The organism is Gemella haemolysans ATCC 10379, assembly GCF_000173915.1.
Taxonomy (GTDB): Bacteria; Bacillota; Bacilli; order Staphylococcales; family Gemellaceae; genus Gemella; species Gemella haemolysans.
On the sequence record NZ_ACDZ02000009.1, the window covers coordinates 152,823 to 172,755 of the forward strand.

The window sequence follows — 19,933 nt, forward strand, 5'->3', positions numbered from 1 at the left end:
ACTTAATATATTTTCACTTAATTTCAAATTAATGAAAATTTTGTTTCTTAAAACCTCAAAACTTCCCTATAAATTTTTATAACTTTATTTTTTTCATACATTTTCGAGAATGTCGAAGATAAATATTCTCCACTTTCCTGAAACACCTTCAACTTCTCTGTTAATTCTTCAAACGAATTAAATAGTTGGGTATTATCACAAACACCTGCATAATATCTGTGAGCTAAGTCTACATTAGAAAGCAAGCAGACTAATCCTTTTGAAGATGCTTCTACCGCAGAATTAGCAAAACATTCACTTAAAGAACAAGATAAATAACCTTCATGATTTTCATACGGTACTTTTTTTACAAATCCTGCAAATTTAACATTATCGGGTAAGTTATCCTTGGTATATCCATCAGGTAAATTACCGTAGATTGTAAGTGTACTATCAGGTGTACATCTAAATGCCTCTATCGCAACCTCACATTTTTTTATAACAGTCATATTACCAACTATACACCAATCTTTTACAGTTGTATATACTTCTCTTTTAACTTCTTCTACATAAATAGGTGGCAGGAAACTTACCTTATCCCTTCCCAATCTTTCTTCTAAAACAGGACTTGCAACAACATTAGTGCACCAAGTTTGCAAAACAAATCTCATAAATGGAGCAAGAATATTGTAGTGGGTATAAGCAAAAAGTTTTCTTCCGGTATTTTGGAAAAACTTTCGTAGTTGCAGAGGATATTCGTTAACCATATCTATAATAAATCTATCATTAACAGTTGAATTTTCCGCAAGATATTCACTTACCAATTGCCACTGCGTTAGGGTTTCATCTGTTTCTTTTATATGATACTTATGATAATTTTCAGAAACATCACCTTCTAATACTACTCCATCTTTGTCATAAAGAATAAATTTACTTTCGTTAGGTATATATTTATATAATAGTTGTGAAGTATAACATTCAACAGTACCATCATTATAGTGAACTAATCCAACATAACCTTCTTTAGTATATTCAACTTCAGAAGCCTCTTCTAAATTTCCTAGGAAATCTTTTTTGACACAAGGTTTATCCCTAGCTATATCTGACTTTTCAAAAATTACATGATAAAAATTTTTAAAACCCAGACTTTCAAGAGTTTCTACAAAATTTGGAACAAAATTATCTAGATTTGTCAAAATCATTTTTTGTTCAACACCTATTTTTTCGAAAATATTTTGACGTGCAAGTTGACTACTTTCGAATCCATAAATATTACGAGGAACCCCCTCTTTTATCGTAAATACTTTAACCATTTTCTACTCCAATACATCCTCTAATCTTAAACCGCGACTCTTCGCAAGCCTACTTCTAAAAATTATACCCCTATTATCTTCTTCAGGTAACCCATAATAGGCAGTCACTGTATTCACCAGCATCGCATTATCTTTCGTTACCATACGCGCCCATAGATGCCAATCTTCAAAACCATCATACTCAGGATCATACCCACCAGCTTCTATAACTGCAGATTTCCTATAAATTACAGTAGAATGATTAAACATATTTTTATAGGCTAACTGAAACCATAATTCCTCACCTGATAGATTATTGAAATTACCTCTTTTAATTCCACCTTGTAACTTATCTTTATCAGTATCCACTTTAGAACCGATAATATCTAACTTGTCGTTCAACTCTAATTCATTAAGAAGAAAATCTAAATGCCATGGCATCCATTCATCATCGGACTCCTGTCTTGCGATATACTTGGCAGTGGCTAACGAAATCCCTATATTAAGAGCTCTCGATATACCACCATGAAGAACTTTGTGATAAACCACTCTCTCATCATTTAAATATTTTCTACATACTTCTTCAGTCCCATCAAGAGATCCGTCATCAACAATAATCAATTGGAAATTTTTATGAGTTTGATTTAATACCGACTCAATAGCATTAGCTACAGTTTTCTCACAATTATAAACTGGCATAATAATATCTACTTCCGCATCCGATAAAGATAAATCCATCGATTCAATACCGTAATTTCTTAGAATTTCTACCTCATTGGTTGTTAAAAATGTTCTGAAACAATGAACACTCACACCAGGAATATCTTTCACAAGAAAAAGAGAAGTAGAATAAAAACCATAGACTTCTACGTTCTCATAGTTTGACAATAAATCATAAATTTCTTCTTCGAAACATTTATCAACTTGAACTGTTTCCACATTTTCTACATTAACCGAAACACGAGGATGAGCATAGTATAATACGTCTCCCAGTCTTTCCAAAGCTTTCTGCGTCAGTTTTTCTGTAATTTTTATATCTTTTTCATCTATATAATTACCAAGCGCTTGTCCTATAAAGACCTTCACTCTTTTTCCGTTAGTTGCTCTAGCGAAATTATTTGGTTTAGTATCGAAAGGTATTTTTATTAATTTTTCAGTTGAGAATACGGTGTTAGTGTCAAATATTGTATAGTGACCTTGAGATAAGTTTATAACCTTCTCCAGAGTTATTTCATTTGGTCCGACTACCCTATCTGTACAGCGAGTATACATATTTGGTGTAATAATCGAGGTACTGCCATCATCAAACGTATATAATCTCATAAAATTAGGATTAAAGATCATGTGAGCCACCGGATTATCTAAACTCGCTAGATAGAACTTATCAATTTTAGTATTCACTAATTTTTCCCTAAGTTCGCTAGTCCACTCTTTATTATCAATAAATAGGGTATCTTCACAAAACTCCTTCATTTTCTTAGCGTATATTTTCTGCCTATTATCATTAGACATTTTCAAATATATTCCAAAAAACTTCTCACCTGTAATCTTAGCCAACTCTTGCGCTACTAAGACTTGAAATGGTGAGGTGCAAAAAACAATATTCATACACTATACCTCTCTATTAAGCACTCTATTAGACGCTAAAACTACGCCAAAAAGCTTTTTCCTTTCATAATTATAAATATTTTATCACGTGGAAAAATTCTAGTCAAATTTACTATTTAATGCTTTTATATGCATTTTAATTCCAATTTTTTAAAACTTATACTAACACTTGACAAAAGCACCCTTGAAAATTATCAAGGGTGCTTTTTAGCCATTTATTATTAACTAGTTTGTCTTTATGATCTTATATGTTAATCTTATTTTTCTTTACGACGTCTTACCGCTGCAAGCATTCCACCAAGTGCCGCAAGTCCTAATCCTGCTAATCCAGTATTAGTTTCAGTTGCACCTGTGTTAGCTAATCTCTTAACTTGAGCATTTGCTTTTGGTTGAACTGGTTTTTGATCTTGTTTTGGTTGTGGTTTTGGATTTGCCACATAGTTGATTACTGTATCTTGACCTGGGTTTGTAGGGATATCTGGTATGATATATCCTTTAGTTGGGTCTTGTGGATCAACTGGTTTAAGTGGATTTCCATTTCCATCAACTGGAGTATATCCTGGTACGTATGGTAATACCGGTCTTTCACTTCCTGGTTTTGTTGGATCTGTTGGGTCGTTTGGATATTTAATTTGGCTTGTTGGTTGTCCTGGGATGTTTGTTACCCATGATCCTAATGGTTTGTAAACGTATGTTACTGTTGAACCATCTTTTCCAATCTTACCTTTAGCTTCTCCATCTACACGAACAAGCACATAACCTGGAATCACTTTTCCACTTGTAGTGTACTCATCTCCTTCTTTTCCTTCTGTTGTTTCTGCAGGAATTAAGTCTTTTCCATTTTCATCTACATACTTAACCACTAAGTTTGCTTTGTTTGCTACGTAGTTAATTACTGTATCTTCACTTGGATCTGTTGGGATGTTTGGTACTACATATCCTTTTGTTGGATCTTGTTGGATCTACTGGTTTAAGTGGGTTTCCATCTTTATCAACTGGAGTAAATCCTGGTACGTATGGTAATGTTTCTGTTGGTTTACCTGGTTTTGTTGGATCTGTTGGATCGTTTGGATATTTGATTGGACTTGTTGGTTGTCCTGGAATGTTTGGAATCCATGAACCGATTGGTTTGTAAACATATGTTACTGTTGAACCATCTTTTCCAACTCTTACCTTTAGCTTCTCCATCTACACGAACAAGTACGTATCCGTTGATTACTTTTCCTGTTGTAGAGTACTCATCTCCTACTTTTCCTTCTGTTGTTTCTGCAGGGATTAAGTCTTTTCCATTTTCATCTACATATTTAACTACTAGGTTTGCTTTATTTGCTACGTAGTTGATTGGAGTGTCTTGACTTGGATCTGTTGGAAGATCTGGTACGATGTATCCTTTAGTTGGATCTTGTGGGTCAACTGGTTTAAGTGGGTTTCCATCTTTATCAACTGGAGTAAATCCTGGTACGTATGGTAATGTTTCTGTTGGTTTACCTGGTTTTGTTGGATCTGTTGGATCGTTTGGATATTTGATTGGGTTTGTTGGTTGTCCTGGAATGTTTGGAATCCATGAACCGATTGGTTTATATGTTACTACTTCTGTAGTATCTTTTGAATCTGCAGTTACTTTTGTAGCTGGTACAGTTGCTTTGTCAGCTAAGTATCCTTTAACTACTGGTGATTTAACTTCTGTTAAGTCTTGTGCTGGTGTCCAGTCTCCGTATGTAACTTCTCCTGTAACTAAGTTTACTTTTGCTTCACGTGTAAATTTAGCTTCTTGTGTCACTACTTTTGGTGTTCCATCTTCATTTAACACTGGAGTTCCATCTGCGTATACGTATGTGATTGTACGTGTTACTGTTTTGTTTAGATCTTTTTCTTCTAATCCAGCTGGATATTTAGGTCCTTCTGGGTTGTTTGGATCTACTGGAGTTCCTGGTGTTTTCGGTTGATCTGGTGTTACTGTAACTTCTTTCGCTTTAAGCGTTACTTTGAACTCTTGATCTGTATCTTTATCTTTATCGAACTTACCACCTTCTGGGTATGTATTAGATACTAATTCATATCCTTTGTTTTCAAGTTCTTTAATCTTAGCTTTTACTTCTGCTTCTTTTGTTAATGGTGTATCTGAATCACCTTGTTCAGTAATAGCATCTACTCCTGGAATTGGATTTCCTTTTTCATCTACGAAAGTTGTTTTCGCTTTTTGAGTATCTTTTACGTAGTTGATTACTGTATTTTGACTTGGATCTGTTGGAAGATTTGGTACTTCATATCCTTTTGTTGGATCTTGTGGGTCAACCGGTTTAAGTGGGTTTCCATCTTTATCTTTTGGAGTGTATCCTGGTACGTATGGTAACACTTCTGTTGGTTTACCTGGTTTTGTTGGATCTGTTGGATCGTTTGGATATTTGATTGGACTTGTTGGTTGTCCTGGGATATTTGGAATCCATGATCCGATTGGTTTGTATGTTACTACTTCTGTAGTATCTTTTGAATCTCCAGTTACTTTTGTAGCTGGTACACTTGCTTTATCAGCTAAGAAGCCTTTTACTACTGGTGATTTGACTTCCGGTAAGTCTTTAGCTTCTGACCAGTCTCCGTATGTAACCTCTCCTGTAACTAAGTTAACTTTTGCTTCACGTGTGAATTTAGCTTCCTGTGTTACTGTTTTTGGTGTTCCATCTTCGTTTAATACTGGAGTTCCATCTTCGTATACGTATGTAATTGTACGTGTTACTGTTTTGTTTAGATCTTTTTCTTCTAATCCAGCTGGATATTTAGGTCCTTCTGGGTTGTTTGGATCTACTGGAGTTCCTGGTGTTTTTGGTTGATCTGGCGTTACTGTAACTTCTTTTTGTTTTAATGTTACTTTGAACTCTTGATCTGTATCTTTATCCGTATCGAACTTACCACCTTCTGGGTATGTATTAGATACTAATTCATATCCTTTGTTTTCAAGTTCTTTGATCTTAGCTTTTACTTGATCTTCTTTTGTTAATGGTGTATCTGAATCACCTTGTTCAGTAATAGCATCTACTCCTGGAATTGGGTTTCCTTTTTCATCTACGAATGTTGTTTTCGCTTTTTGAGTATCTTTTTCGTAGTTAATTGGTGTACTTTGAGTTGGATCATTTGGAATATCTGGAATGATATATCCTTTAGTTGGATCTTGTGGATCCACTGGTTTAAGTGGTTGTCCATTTCCATCTTTTGGAGTCATACCTGGTACGTATGGTAATACCGGTTTATCAGTTCCTGGTTTTGTTGGATCATCTGGATTATTCGGATATTTGATTGGGTTTGTTGGTTGTCCTGGAATGTTTGGAATCCATGATCCTAGTGGTTTGTATGTTACTACCTCTGTAGTATCTTTTGAATCTCCAGTTACATTTACAACAGGAACACTTGCTTTATCAGCTACAAATCCTTTAACTACTGGTGATTTAACTACCGGTAAGTCTTTAGCTTCTGACCAGTCTCCGTATGTAACCTCTCCTGTAACTAAGTTAACTTTAGCAGTACGAGTAAATTTAGCTTCTTGTGTTACTGTTTTTGGTGTTCCATCTTCATTTAATACTGGAGTTCCATCTTCGTATACGTATGTAATTGTACGTGTTACTGTTTTGTTTAGGTTTTTTTCTTCTAATCCAGCTGGGTATTTAGGTCCTTCTGGGTTGTTTGGATCTACTGGAGTTCCTGGTGTTTTCGGTTGATCTGGTGTTACTGTAACTTCTTTTTGTTTAAGTATTACTTTGAACTCTTGATCTGTATCTTTATCCGTATCGAACTTACCGCCTTGTGGGTATGTATTAGATACTAATTCATATCCTTTGTTTTCAAGTTCTTTGATCTTAGCTTTTACTTCATCTTCTTTTGTTAATGGAGTTTCTGATCCACCTTGTTCAGTAATTTCAGCTACTCCTGGAATTGGGTTTCCTTTTTCATCTACAAATGTTGTTTTCGCTTTTTGGATTGCCGTATATTTAACAACATATTCGTAATCTTCATCTGTAGCTGTTGTTGCTTGTACTGGTACTTTTTCAACACTTGCGATATATCCTTCTTTTTGAGGTACTGCAAGTTCTGGAAGATCAGTACTTTGACCATCAGTTCCTTTCCAGTTAATATAAACTGGTCTGTCATTAGAGTTAATTACCGCTTTACCTTCTGCAGTTAACTTGATTGAACCTGTGTAACTTACAGTTTGTTTTTGTGATGGGAATACTTCTGTACCTGCAAGATTTGCAACATTATCAGCGTATACAAATTTAATTGTACGGTTTACTTCTTCTACTTTTGTTTTCTTAACGTAATCATATTCTGCTGGAGTAACAAATGCAGATCCATTTATACCTTTAGCTTTTAATTCTTCTTCAGAATATAAATCTCTTGCTCTTGTCTTCGTAACACTTAGTGTTCCTCTTACGTTTTCAGGAGGAAGATCTGCAAGAATGTATTCTTCTCCATTAACTTCTTTAACTAAGTCTACGTGATCATTACTTACATCATATTTGTTTCCAAGCACATTAGTATAATCTTTTGAACCATCTTCACCTAAAGGAATATTCCCCGTATATCTTGTTGGTTCGAAACCTATAACTTCACCTGTTACTAGATCTTTGAATGTTCTAACAACAGCTCCTGTTGGCGGCTCACCTTGAACCTTACCATCACCATTAATACTCCAACCATTTGGAACTTTAGTTATAACATCTTCTTTTCCACCGTTAATAGGTTCTCCACCTGATACAGTAAGAGTTGCTGCAGTTTTATCATTTCCTACATAACCTTGTTTAATTAATCCATTTTCATAAGTAATATTAGAATATTCACTTGTTAAAGTTTTGTCTTTTATTACTTTTTCAACACCTAAAGATTGAAGAGGCATAGAGACTATAGAATCTTCTTGAATAGTTCCTTCTGTAACAGTAAGTTCTAATTCCGTTGGTGAAATTAATCTAGGTGTTAATGTAAAACCAGTATCTCGACCATCTTGTAAAATCCATACATTGTTTTCATTAGCTCTAGCATTAGACCAACGATTTTGTGGACGGTAAGTAATACTATCACCTTTATTAGGTTTAATAGTAGACGCTGTATTTAATCCATTTATAAAGTTAGAACTTCCTGCAAGTTCTTTAAATTCTGTAAAATCAGCATTAGGAAGTTTGATCGTAAATTTAGATCCTACTCCATAACGAACATCTGAATCAGTTTTTAATACGATTGAATCATTTCTACCTATTTGCTCATTATTAAGGTATGTCAATCCATTGTTTTCACTTAGTGATGCACTAGTACCTTGTTTTTGATAGCTAGGTTGTTGACCTTTTCTTATATAAGTGTGTTCAAGAACCGTACGCCCATCAATTTTAATAGTCGCTGTATACGGAGTGTCTTTTGAAATTTGTGGAGCTAAATATCCATTACCCGATAAATTACTCGCTCCAAACGACACATTCGGATAGTCTTTTACTTTATCGTTCCACTCGATGTTGTAAGTATATGTTCCAGTTTCGTTAGCTACCGCTGGTTGCTCAGCAACACGCTGATCATAAGTCATACCACGTTGTGTACGTTGTGCCCAATATGGTACAGATTTGTTATTGTTGTTTCCTGTAGTTGTTTTAAAGTCGATAGATTTAACTTTACCAACTACTGTTCCATCAGTCGCTCTGATTTCTGTATTTACAGCCAAACCAGCACCTAGCTCAGCTAAGTTAGTAAGTTCAATTTTTGTAATAGAACCCGCTTTAAGTGTAGATGTACTAATAGTAGTATCAACTCCCCATCCTGTAGGAGCCGTATTATCTGCATTCATTTCAACATAAGCATTTGTTACAGCATTAACTGTTTCTCCATCTCTAAAAACATCTTTTCCTGTGATTTTTGAAGCAGTCTCAGCTAATACTGTTTCTACTTTCCCACGGTGTCCTGCACGTTGCATTGTTACGTATACTGCTTCGATAGCTTTCTCTAATTCTTTACGTTGTTGATCAGCATCTGATTTTGTTGAAGAATCTGAGTTGAAGATATCTAATGCTTTTGCGATTTCTTTTTCAGATGTTGCTACCGCTGCTTTAATTTCTGCTTTAGGAGCTTCTTCTTTAACTTCTTTTGTTGCGAATGTTGTTGCAGCTTGGTTTACTGCTTTTGCTTCTGAAACTGCTTTTTCTAAGTTTTCTTTAGCTACTTTAGTTTCAGATTTTTCTTCTTTTTTGTCTACTGCTTTTTCTGTAGTTTTTTCTGCTGTATTTAAGTTATTGATAGCTGCTTCTAATGCTGCTACTTGTGCATCTACTTCAGCTTGTGTAGCTGTTGATTGTGCTACTAAGTCTTTAGCTTTGTTTAATTCTACTGCTGCACTTACAGTTTTAACTTGTTTATCTTCTGATAACTCTTTTTCTGCTAATGTTACGAATAGGTTATCTAATTGACTGATTTTTGCTTGAAGAATAGCTTTGTTTACCTCTTTTTTAGCTTCAGCTTTTACTTCTTTTACTTCCGTAGCTTTTTCTACTACAGCTGATTTTGTTTCAGTTTTTTCCTCTATTGGTTTTTCTGCTGCTACTTTTTCAGTAGCTGCTACTGTTGCTTCTTCTTTATTAGTGTCTGCTGCTTGCGCTGCTCCACCTAAAAACATAAAAGCAGAAGCAATAAGAACCGATGCCGTTCCAGCATTAAACTTTTTAATACCGTACTGGTTAACTTTTTCGAATTGCTTCTTGTTATTCATTCTTGTATTATTTTTACTAAACATACCTTCTCCTTTTTCTTTTAGATTAAAATAAAAATAAATCATAATGACTATGATACGTATTTTACAAAATGTAACTTAAACGTACCTAAAATTTAAAAAATTTATTTTTTTTATTTTATTATAGCTCATTTGTCTCTAATTTACAATATATTTAATTGCAATATTAAAACAAATATCAACTGTTGTATATACTAACCCAAAAAAATTTTCAAAATTCCCCTCTTGGGAATACGTTTTCAAAACTGTTTCAATATGTGTTTTAAATTTCTATAAAAAAATAATTAATACTCTTTTTTGTTATAATAAGCTAACTAAACTCTAAAAGTTATTTTCTTTAATTATTAAATATAATTTTATTTTTACTTAAAATGAAATTTAAATACATTAAAATATACCCTATACCCCTATATTGATTTTTCTTCTTTTTGTGTAAATATTTTTTCTTCTATATATATATATATATATATCAAGTTTCTTACATACCCTATATAGGTATACCTCCATCATGTAAACAGAAAAATTCTATGTCACAACATATCCTTCTATAAACACCTATTATTTAAGTAAAATAAAAGCACCCTCAAAAATTATCAAGGGTGCTTTTTAGCCATTTATTATTTACTACTTTGTCTTTATGATTTTATTTTTTATCCTTATTTGTCTTTACGACTCCTCACCAATAGGAAAATATAATTGAAATTTCCTCTGCAAAGAAAATCAGAATCCTTATAATCTACTTTATATAGATTTTTGTAAATAAAATATTTAACGTATTAATCTTCTATCTTTTTCCCAAAACTTAGTGATGCGATTAATAGTAATGCACCTAATACTGCACCAATTACTAAAGCTAATAGATACATAGGCCAATTACTTACAGCACCTGCTGCGATAGCAAAAATTCCTCCGTGAGGAGCTTTTGATACAGCTCCAAAAGTCATACTTAACGCTCCAGCGATACCACTTGAGATGAATAACGGTGGAATAACACGTGTTGGGTTACTTGCTGCGAATGGGATAGCTCCTTCTGTGATGAATGATAATCCCATTACGTAGTTTACTAACGCTCCACTACGTTGAGCTTTTGGCCAGATGTTTTTGTTGATTGTTGCTGAAACAGCGATTGCTAATGGAGGTACCATACCACCGATCATAACTGCTGCCATTACATCACTCCCTGCTGAACCAGCAGATGTTAATAGCGCTGTACCTGTTACGTAAGCAGCTTTGTTAATTGGACCACCCATATCGATAGCCATCATCGCAGCTACTACGAATCCAAGGATGAATTTACCGCTTCCGTTAAGACTTTCGATAAAGTGTTTTAATCCTTCCATAACACTTGCCATCGGCGCGTTGATTAGGAAGATCATTAGTAATCCCATGATTAGTGACCCTAAGATAGGGAATAGGAAGATTGGTTTAATACCGTCTAATGAACGAGGCATCCAGCTGAATGAAATTTTTAATACTTGGATAATACCACCAGCTAAGAACCCGGCTACTAACGCTCCTAAGAATCCTGAAGGAGTGTATGCTAATAAATCACTTTTCAGACCTAAAATACTTGGATCAGCTAAAATACCACCAATCATACCAACAATGAATCCAGGACGGTCAGCGATAGAACGACCGATGAATCCAGCTAGGATTGGTAACATCATACTAAATGAAATTTTACCGAAGTAGAATAACACTTCTGCAACTTTGTTGTAAGATGGGTCTTTCGGATCAAATGAGTTAATACCCCAGATGAATGATAATGCGATAAGAATACCACCAGCTACTACGAATGGTAGCATGTTGCTTACACCTTCCATTAGGTGTTTGTAAGCACGACGTCCGATACTTTCATTTGCTGAAGAATCTTCTGAAGCATCTACTGCTCCGTCGTGTTTGTAGATAGGGGCTTTTCCATCTAGGATTGTTTGAATAAGTTCTTCTGGTTTGTTAATTCCGTCCGCAACTTTTGTCATAATTGTTGGACGTCCATCAAAACGTGCAACTTCTACTTTTTTATCAGCCGCAACGATGATTCCCGCTGCTCTTTCGATATCTTCTTTTGTAAGTTTGTTTTCTACACCGATTTGACCGTTTGTTTCTACTTTAACATCTAGTCCCATCGCTTTAGCTGTTTCTTTGATTTTTTCCGCAGCCATGAATGTGTGAGCAATACCTGTTGGACAAGCTGTCACCGCAATGATATATGGTTTTTCTCCACTTGGAGCTGCTGTTTTTTCTTCTTTTGGAGCTTCTGTTTTCGCTACGAAGTCTGCAAATACTTTTTCTACGTCTTCTTTCGTAGTAGCTTTATCTAATCCTACTTTTACATCTGCATCCATTAGAGCTTGTGATAATGAAGCTAGAGCTTTAAGGTGCTCATCTGCTCCACCATCTGGCGCACAAATCATAAAGATGTGTTTAGCTGGTTGTCCGTCAAAACTTTCCCACTCAACACCTTCGTCACTTTTCGCGTAAACGATCATCGCTTTATCGAAGTCTGCACTTTTTGCATGAGGGATAGCTATATTTTCTCCTACACCTGTAGTTGATTGAGCTTCACGAGCTAGTAAGGCGTTTAAGAAGTTTTCTTTACTAGCGATAATATTTTTTTCCACTAACATGCTTGTTAGTTTATTCAGAGCTTCTTTTTTGTCAGCAGCGCTGAATCCGAATTGAACTAAGTCATAATTTAGAACATCTGTTAATTTCATTTCTTTCTCCTTTGTTAATTATATATTTCCGAGGAAATATTTTATTTTTCTATAAATAATTTATTAAAATTTTATTTTAATTTCTTAACTTCGATTTGTGGTAGTAATTCTTCAATTAACTTTTTATTTCCTACTCCTACTGAGAATGATGTCGCACCACCTGCAGCAGATGCATAGCGTAGGGCTTCTTGGTAGTCTTTTGTTTCATTGTATTTTGCAACGAACATCGCAAGCATACTATCTCCTGCCGCAACAGTCGATACTATCTTACCTTTAGCTACGTTAACTTCGAATACTTCTTTATCTTCAGTTAGCAGTAAAGCTCCGTCTGCTCCACGTGAAACAAGGACGTTTTTCGCTCCACGTTCTTGTAATTTTTCAGCGTATTGTAAGATTTCTTCTATACTATTTAAGGTTACACCAAACATTTCACCAAGTTCAAATTCATTCGGCTTAACTACAAATGGTTTGTATTGAAGTGTGTCTAACACTAACTCTTTATTACTGTCTACAACTAATGTTGCTCCTGATGCCGATACTCTCTTAGCAATTGCTTTAAAGTCTTCAACACCCATTCCCGCGATAACATTACCTGATAAGAATACTACGTCTTCTTTCGTCAACACTTCTAATTTTGTAAAGAAGTCGCTCACGTTATCTAGGTTTACACTACTACTTTGACCATTAATTTCAGTCTCAGTTTCTGTAGTTAATTTCATGTTGATTCTAGTCGCTCCGCGCGTTTCTACAAAATCATGTTTTACACCTAAGTTATCTAGTTCTGATTTTATAAAATACCCTGTGAATCCAGCGACAAACCCCCACGCTTTACTATCAACACCAACGTTGTTTAGTAAGATAGAGATGTTAATACCTTTTCCACCTACTACGTACTTCGCTTCTTGGGTTCTATTTAGCTTTCCAAGTGCGAAATTTTCCGCCGTCGTCAGCATGTCAACAGCTGGATTTAAAGTAATTGTATAATACACTGTTAGTCCTCCTTTATACTTTTTACTTCTATTATATTTTTAAATTTCTTATATTGTTCTGGAACTTCATAAGATACGATAGTTACATCATCTAATTCGGCAAATTTTTGGAATTTTCTATGTCCAAATTTTGACTTATCAGCAAGAATGTATTTTCTCTTACCATTTTTTAACGCCGTCGCTTTTATGAATGCTTCATTTTCTTCAGCTGTCGTCACACCAAAAGTTTCATCTATTCCATTACAACCTACAAAACACATATCAAAACTATATTTCTTCAGTTGTTCGATAGCTACTGAACCTATGACAGCTTGTGTCGAGTGTTTTATCGTTCCACCTAATATTATTGTATGAATTTTGTTATTAATAAGTTTCGGTAAATGATATGTTGAATTCGTCACAACAGTTATTCTTCTATCACGAAGGTATTCTATCATTTCATATGTCGATGTCCCCGCATCAAGATAAATCGTCTGCCCTGATTGTAAGATATTATCGCAAATGTACTTCGCAACTTCTCTTTTTTCCTGTAGGAAGTCTGCACGTTTTGATTCGACACTTTCTTCACTACCTCGAGCTGCTGAGCGTTTCATCGCACCACCGTGTGTTCTATATAATAAATTTTTATCTTCTAGATTCGTAAGATCACGCCTTATCGTAGCTTCTGAAACATTACAATGTTCCATCAACTCCTTTAGATTCAATGATCCTTTTTCATCTAATAAATCTAAAATTTTATTCCATCTTTCATTCAACATTTTCTTCTCTCCTAACTCCCATGATTATTATATCTAATATAATATAGCTATTCAATCAAATTCAAGCAAAAACACTCATAAATAATCAAAATAAACGATTAAAATGAGTGTTTTATTTTTTATATTTGATTGTTTTTCTAAATGATGAGCGATTTTTTATTTTCATATTTGTTTCTAAGATTTTTTCATAATGTGTGAGCGATCTTAAATCAGATCAGTTTTTTTGAAATTATTACCGCAAAATTTTTTTCCACAAAATAGATGAGCGATTTCTCATTTTTCTATAATAGTCAGTAGAATCAAAAATATGTGTTTCAGTTATTTTTACTCATCTAAACTCTACACTTCCCTAATTCAATTTTTACTACTCGTAAGTATTATACTCTTGAGTAGTAAAATTACAAAATATGAAAATTAATAAGAACTCCCAATAGAAAAAGGTTCAAGTTTTGTACCTGAACCTTTTTATTAATCTACTAGATCATCTTATTAATTATCTTCTTTTTTTGAAAGCAACATCTTCTTCAGCTCTATTCAGCTTTTGAAGTCTTCTGCTTCTTGCTCCACCAGCAACTGCTACAGTTTCTACTTGGTGAGTTTCTTCAACTTGAGGAGCTGGAGTTTCTACTACTGGCGCAGTTTCCACTTGTGGCGCTACCTCTACGTGTTGTTCTGGTGCAACATTCACTTCTTGAGAAGCTTGCACTTGTTGTTCTTCTTGAACTTCATTCACAACAGCTTGTTCTTGTACTCCTTGTTGTGCATTTGGATTGAACCCTTGTGGTTGTCCTCCGTGTTGCGTATTTGGATTGAATCCTTGTGGTTGTCCTCCATGTTGCGCGTTTGGGTTGAACCCTTGTGGTTGTCCTCCATGTTGCGCGTTTGGGTTGAACCCTTGTGGTTGTCCTCCGTGTTGCGCGTTTGGATTGAACCCTTGTGGTTGTCCTCCGTGTTGCGCATTTGGATTGAACCCTTGTGGTTGTCCTCCGTGTTGTGCGTTTGGATTGAATCCTTGTGGCGCTTGCCCTTGGAATCCTTGTTGCGGGCGTCCTTGTGGTGCATTCGGATTGAATCCTTGTGGTACTTGTCCTTGGAAGCCTTGTTGTGGGCGTCCTTGTGGTGCATTCGGATTGAATCCTTGTGGTGTTTGTCCTTGGAATCCTTGTTGCGGGCGTCCTTGTGGTGCGTTTGGATTGAATCCTTGTGGCGCTTGCCCTTGGAATCCTTGATTCATACCATTGTTAAATTGCGGTTGATTCGGAATTGGATTACCGAATTGATCATATTGAACTGGTTGTCCAAATGGATTTGCAAATTGGCTATAGTATTGTTGAGCTTGCGGTGTTTGTCTTAAGAAAAATCTAGCAAACTCACTGTTTGAGTTAGTTTCTACCGCGTTTGATGGTAGTGACATTAACACAAAGAAGAATACAATAGCATAAACCGGAGTTAATAAATACACTGAGAAATAACTTAAAATGTAATATAAAGCTATTAAAATAACAATTCCCCATGTTGCAAAACCTACATCACGTAGTCTTCTTGTGAAACTTGCAGTTAGAGGTAAAATTAAAATAAGTCCAGCTATAAGAATAAATATTCCGAATGCTAATCCTGTTTGAAGAGTAGATACTCCATCACTTAACGCTCCTCCACTAAGTAGGTAATCTGAGCTGCGGCTTGATTTTCTACCAATACTCGTAATTGAAGAAAACATACCTTGGAATACTATAACTGTTAGTAAGATAAGTCCTCCTAAAATACTCCCTACAGGAAACCAGTGTCCAGATACAGATGTATAACCTGTGAAGTCCACGAAACCTTTAAAGAAGTCTTTAAAAGAAGAACCATAAGTAACATGTTTACGTCTTTGGTCTATCATAAAACCCTCCTATTGTAATAAAGATAAATTATATAACTATAATATAATAAAGAGTAACTATAGTCAATTGAAATATGGTTATTCTCTATAATTTTACAACCTTTAGGAATTTAGATAAAAGTTAATTTCACACTATATTTTACATTTCCTTTCCATCAAACAGATTACTTCTATAAAAAGTAAAGGACTTATCCAAAAACTCTAAATTTTAACAAAGTTCATAGACGCAGTGGTTTATTGATATCTAAATTTGCTTTATAAAATCTTTTTAGATATTTAATAAACTGCAAGGGAGTGACTCAACAAAATCACGATTTTTGAATCACTCCCCTAAGATCTAATTTATATTCTATATTTCTGTTTTTTCCAACACTTCTCGTGCTTCTTTTATTACATCTTCTATTATGTTTTTAACAGGGCGAATTTCATTAACTAGCCCTGCTATTTGTCCTGCCATAACAGATCCGTTTTCCACATCTCCATCATAAACAGCGCGCCTTAATGACCCTAACGTCAACTCTTCTAACTCCATAAGAGTTGAAGATTGTTCTTCTAGTTCATGATATCTTTTTGTAAGTTCATTTTTAATACTACGCACAGGTGCTCCGAATTTTTCTCCTGTTAAGGTAGTCGATGTATCGACCGCTTCTAAGATCATATTTTTATATGCATCTGTCACCGGACATTCTTCTGAAGCTAAAAATACAGTTCCCATCTGAACTCCACTCGCTCCCAAGCAATATGCCGCAGCCATTCCACGTCCATCAGCAATACCACCAGCCGCAATTACAGGAATATTCACCGCACTTGTTACCTGTGGTAATAGCGCCATAGTAGTACTAGTTCCAACATGTCCTCCAGCTTCCATACCTTCGACAACAACAGCATCACAGCCTAACTCTTCCATTTTCACCGCAGCTTTCACAGAAGGAATAACTGGAATAACTTTTATCCCTGCTTCTTTTAAACGTGGCATGAATTTTCTAGGTGTTCCCGCCCCTGTTGTGACGATTTTGACACCTTCTTCAATAACAACATCGATTATTTCATCGATATTCGACATCATAAGCATTAGGTTAACCGCAAAAGGTTTATCGGTAAGTTCTTTACACTGTTGAATTTCTTTACGTAGTTCTTCAGGACTCACTCCCCCTGATGCCAGTATTCCTAACGCCCCAGCATTAGATACTGCTGAAACAAGTTCATGTCTCGCTATTTGAGCCATCGCTCCTTGAAAAATTGGATACTTTATCCCTAAAAGATTAGTAATTGTCATAACTATCCTCCAACATTTTATTATTTTTAATTCCACCTGGCTACACTTCTTAAAAAACACGCTTAGTCGTCTAATTAGAAAATAAATTTAGCAACTATGTAGCAAACTACCATTAAAATCACCGATGATAAGAAGCACGCTGTGAATACTCGCACACCACGTTCTTTAATAACTTTAAAGTTAACACTCATACCAAGAGCTGCCATTGCCATACCTAAGAAGATATACGCTGCATCAACGAAATAAGGTGCTAATGGTTTTAAGAAAGTAACATAGCTTCCTAAAATACTCATAAAGATAAATCCTAAAATAAAGTACGGCATCGGAACTTTACCTTTTGTTTCATCTTGAGTTTTTTTATTAACTACAATTAGCACACCTGCCACAACAATAAGCATAAGAACACGTGACAACTTAGTAAGAATCGCAGCATCAAGAGCTACTTGACCACCTGCTCCTCCTGCAGCTACCGCATGAGCTATTTCATGAAGACTTCCTCCGGTAAATACTCCGTAGTTATACTCATCGAGACCTAAATAAGGTTGCAAGGCTACTTCTATCAAGGTAAATACTGTACCAAGTATCGCTACTACCGCAACAGCAAGAACACTGTTATCTGTTTTCGCACGAAGTTGACCACTTACCCCCATAACTGCCGCAGCACCACAGATACCACAACCACATGAAGAAAGCAAGGCAAGTTCATGATCAACTTTAAACGCACGACACATAAAGTAAGTTAAAGTAATCATGAATAGTACAATAAAGAAAGCAACGACTAATGTTTTCTTCCCTTCGGCTAAAAGTCTATCTAACGCTAGCTTAAATCCGAGTAAAATTATCCCAAGGCGCAAGAACTTATTACTTATAAACGGAATATCCGCCTTAACCTGTTCTTTCAATCCTTTTGACGTTTGTAACGTCATACCGATAACAAGCGCAATTACCAAGTGTCCAAAAAGTTTTAACGCTGGTACTTGCGCAAGATATTTCGCCACTAACGAAATAACTAACATTATACCTAAGGTATAATAAAAATTAACACTCTTAAATCTTTCCATAAAAGATTTCCCCTTTTATAATATTTGTTAAAAAGTACATATAGCTTAATTATACTACTTACCGTACTTCTCTTCAAGGAATCATAAGAATTAATAATATCCATCAATAGTTTTTCAAATATAAATTTCAATAAATTTCTAAAACTCTATAATAAAAAGACGTAACTTTTAAAGCAACGTCTTTTATAATTCTATTATCCTAATAGTACAAACAAGTAGTGGGCTACAATACCCGCGACTATACCACCTATTGTGTGAGAAAGAATGGCTTTTGAAGATAATTTTCTAACTCCAAGCGCATCCATCATACCGATATGTGTACTTAAGTATCCACTCCAACACATTCCCATCGCTGTAAATACTGCGATATCATTTGGTCCAATAAGACCGCTTCTTAAAAATTCTGGTACCAACGAGATTGCTCCACCCACAGCTCCTAAAGCTGTAATCGGAAAGGCAATCGCTTCTGCAGAGTGGAATCCAAATAGTGGTTCAAGAATAAATTTTAATTTTTCACCTAACCAAGGTAGGAAACCTACGCCTTCATAAGCTGCTCCAGTATATCCTCCAGCAGGCATTTTGAATGTTAACATCATTACAAAAGTACAAACGATAAGCACTCCTGGAATAATAGCCATACCCATTTCTACTCCTACTTTACCACCTTCTAAGATAGTATCTAGAGTACGTTGAAATAGATTGCCATCTCGTACGATTCTAACTTTATCCAGTGATTGACCTTCAACTTCAGCATCTACAACTGGATCTTCAGCTTCATCCCCGTAGTATTTCTTAGTTTGTCTTAACATTAGACGCACACTTATTATACTACCTATAATAGCTCCGACATTTCCAATAATCGCCGCTTTAACAAAACCAGCTCCTTGTCCCATCATAAACATCGTTACGATAAGCCCCATACCAAATGCTGTCCCTAAGTTACATAACGCTGGAACTTGGTATTTTTTGAAGAACGCTATAAAACGTTTATCTTTAGAGAATGGAATAATTGCTGGATTATCTGATAAATACGTCGCTACTGCTCCAGTTACACTTGCTCCAGGCATTCCCCAAAGAGGTTTCATAAGCGGTGCAAATATTTTATTAATTAATGCTATTGCCCCAAATTCTGATAACAGAGCACTTATTGCTCCAGCAATAACAGCCATCGCCATAATGAAAAATACTGTATTCAGTAATAAATCATGAGCTGTTGCCATCATAGTTTTAAACATAAGCGGTGTTCCCATTTTTCTCGCCATAAATCCAAATATTGAGAAGAATATCGCTAAAAAGACAAATGTTTCCAAACTTACAGCCTTTTTAACAACTACATTCTTTTTATGTTTTCTTGTTGTTTCTTTGCTCATAAAAAATCTTCCTTTCATATATTTTTTTGTTCTAATATTTTATTTTCAACTTCGATCTCCTTAAACTGTAATAATACAATTTAATTTACACATTATACCATAAAACCTTTGGTGTCGCAACTATTTCTATAGTATGATAACTAATTAAAGTACGATTTTCAGAATATAATGATTTCTCAAGATATTATAGCTAATTATCCTCTTCTATTTTTAACTATTTCTTTCACTATACTCTAAAATATCTCCT

General features: G+C 35.1%; 11 protein-coding genes. All 11 read right to left on the reverse strand.

What is annotated here, in order from left to right; genetic code table 11:
• Positions 1–47: 47 nt before the first annotated feature.
• The 11 genes from GEMHA0001_RS04350 to GEMHA0001_RS04400 all read right to left on the reverse strand — a co-directional run bounded on the left by GEMHA0001_RS04350 (position 48) and on the right by GEMHA0001_RS04400 (position 19,686).
• On the reverse strand, positions 48–1,292 hold the full coding sequence (locus tag GEMHA0001_RS04350) for a glycosyltransferase (protein ID WP_003144508.1): 1,245 nt from the start codon (positions 1,290–1,292) through the stop codon (positions 48–50).
• 3 nt (positions 1,293–1,295) lie between these two features.
• The gene (locus GEMHA0001_RS04355; RefSeq protein WP_003144486.1) at positions 1,296–2,879 is read right to left on the reverse strand and encodes a glycosyltransferase family 52; all 1,584 of its coding nucleotides are present in this window, start codon (positions 2,877–2,879) and stop codon (positions 1,296–1,298) included.
• A 257-nt stretch (positions 2,880–3,136) separates the two neighbouring features.
• The gene (locus GEMHA0001_RS09115; RefSeq protein WP_003144465.1) at positions 3,137–3,742 is read right to left on the reverse strand and encodes a MucBP domain-containing protein; all 606 of its coding nucleotides are present in this window, start codon (positions 3,740–3,742) and stop codon (positions 3,137–3,139) included.
• Between the two features lie 173 nt (positions 3,743–3,915).
• Positions 3,916–9,636, reverse strand: a complete 5,721-nt coding sequence (locus GEMHA0001_RS04365; RefSeq protein ID WP_003144513.1) for a mucin-binding protein — start codon at positions 9,634–9,636, stop codon at positions 3,916–3,918.
• Positions 9,637–10,409: 773 nt separating this feature from the next.
• Positions 10,410–12,350, reverse strand: a complete 1,941-nt coding sequence (locus GEMHA0001_RS04370) for a PTS fructose transporter subunit IIABC (protein WP_003144464.1) — start codon at positions 12,348–12,350, stop codon at positions 10,410–10,412.
• A 71-nt stretch (positions 12,351–12,421) separates the two neighbouring features.
• Entirely contained in the window at positions 12,422–13,339 is a 918-nt protein-coding gene (locus GEMHA0001_RS04375) for a 1-phosphofructokinase family hexose kinase (protein WP_003144592.1), read from the reverse strand.
• Positions 13,340–13,341: 2 nt separating this feature from the next.
• A complete protein-coding gene (locus GEMHA0001_RS04380; protein WP_003144459.1) occupies positions 13,342–14,097 on the reverse strand; it encodes a DeoR/GlpR family DNA-binding transcription regulator in 756 nt (251 codons plus the stop codon).
• Between the two features lie 493 nt (positions 14,098–14,590).
• Positions 14,591–15,979 (reverse strand): polyadenylate binding domain-containing protein, encoded by a 1,389-nt coding sequence (locus GEMHA0001_RS08690; protein ID WP_003144588.1) that lies wholly within the window; start codon positions 15,977–15,979, stop codon positions 14,591–14,593.
• Positions 15,980–16,328: 349 nt separating this feature from the next.
• Positions 16,329–17,255 carry a nitronate monooxygenase gene (locus GEMHA0001_RS04390; RefSeq protein ID WP_003144575.1) on the reverse strand — a complete coding sequence of 309 codons (927 nt, stop codon included), beginning with the start codon at positions 17,253–17,255 and terminating at the stop codon, positions 16,329–16,331.
• A 74-nt stretch (positions 17,256–17,329) separates the two neighbouring features.
• On the reverse strand, positions 17,330–18,316 hold the full coding sequence (locus tag GEMHA0001_RS04395) for a YeiH family protein (protein ID WP_003144483.1): 987 nt from the start codon (positions 18,314–18,316) through the stop codon (positions 17,330–17,332).
• Between the two features lie 194 nt (positions 18,317–18,510).
• The gene (locus tag GEMHA0001_RS04400; RefSeq protein ID WP_003144555.1) at positions 18,511–19,686 is read right to left on the reverse strand and encodes a CD0519/CD1768 family membrane protein; all 1,176 of its coding nucleotides are present in this window, start codon (positions 19,684–19,686) and stop codon (positions 18,511–18,513) included.
• Positions 19,687–19,933 lie beyond the last annotated feature (247 nt).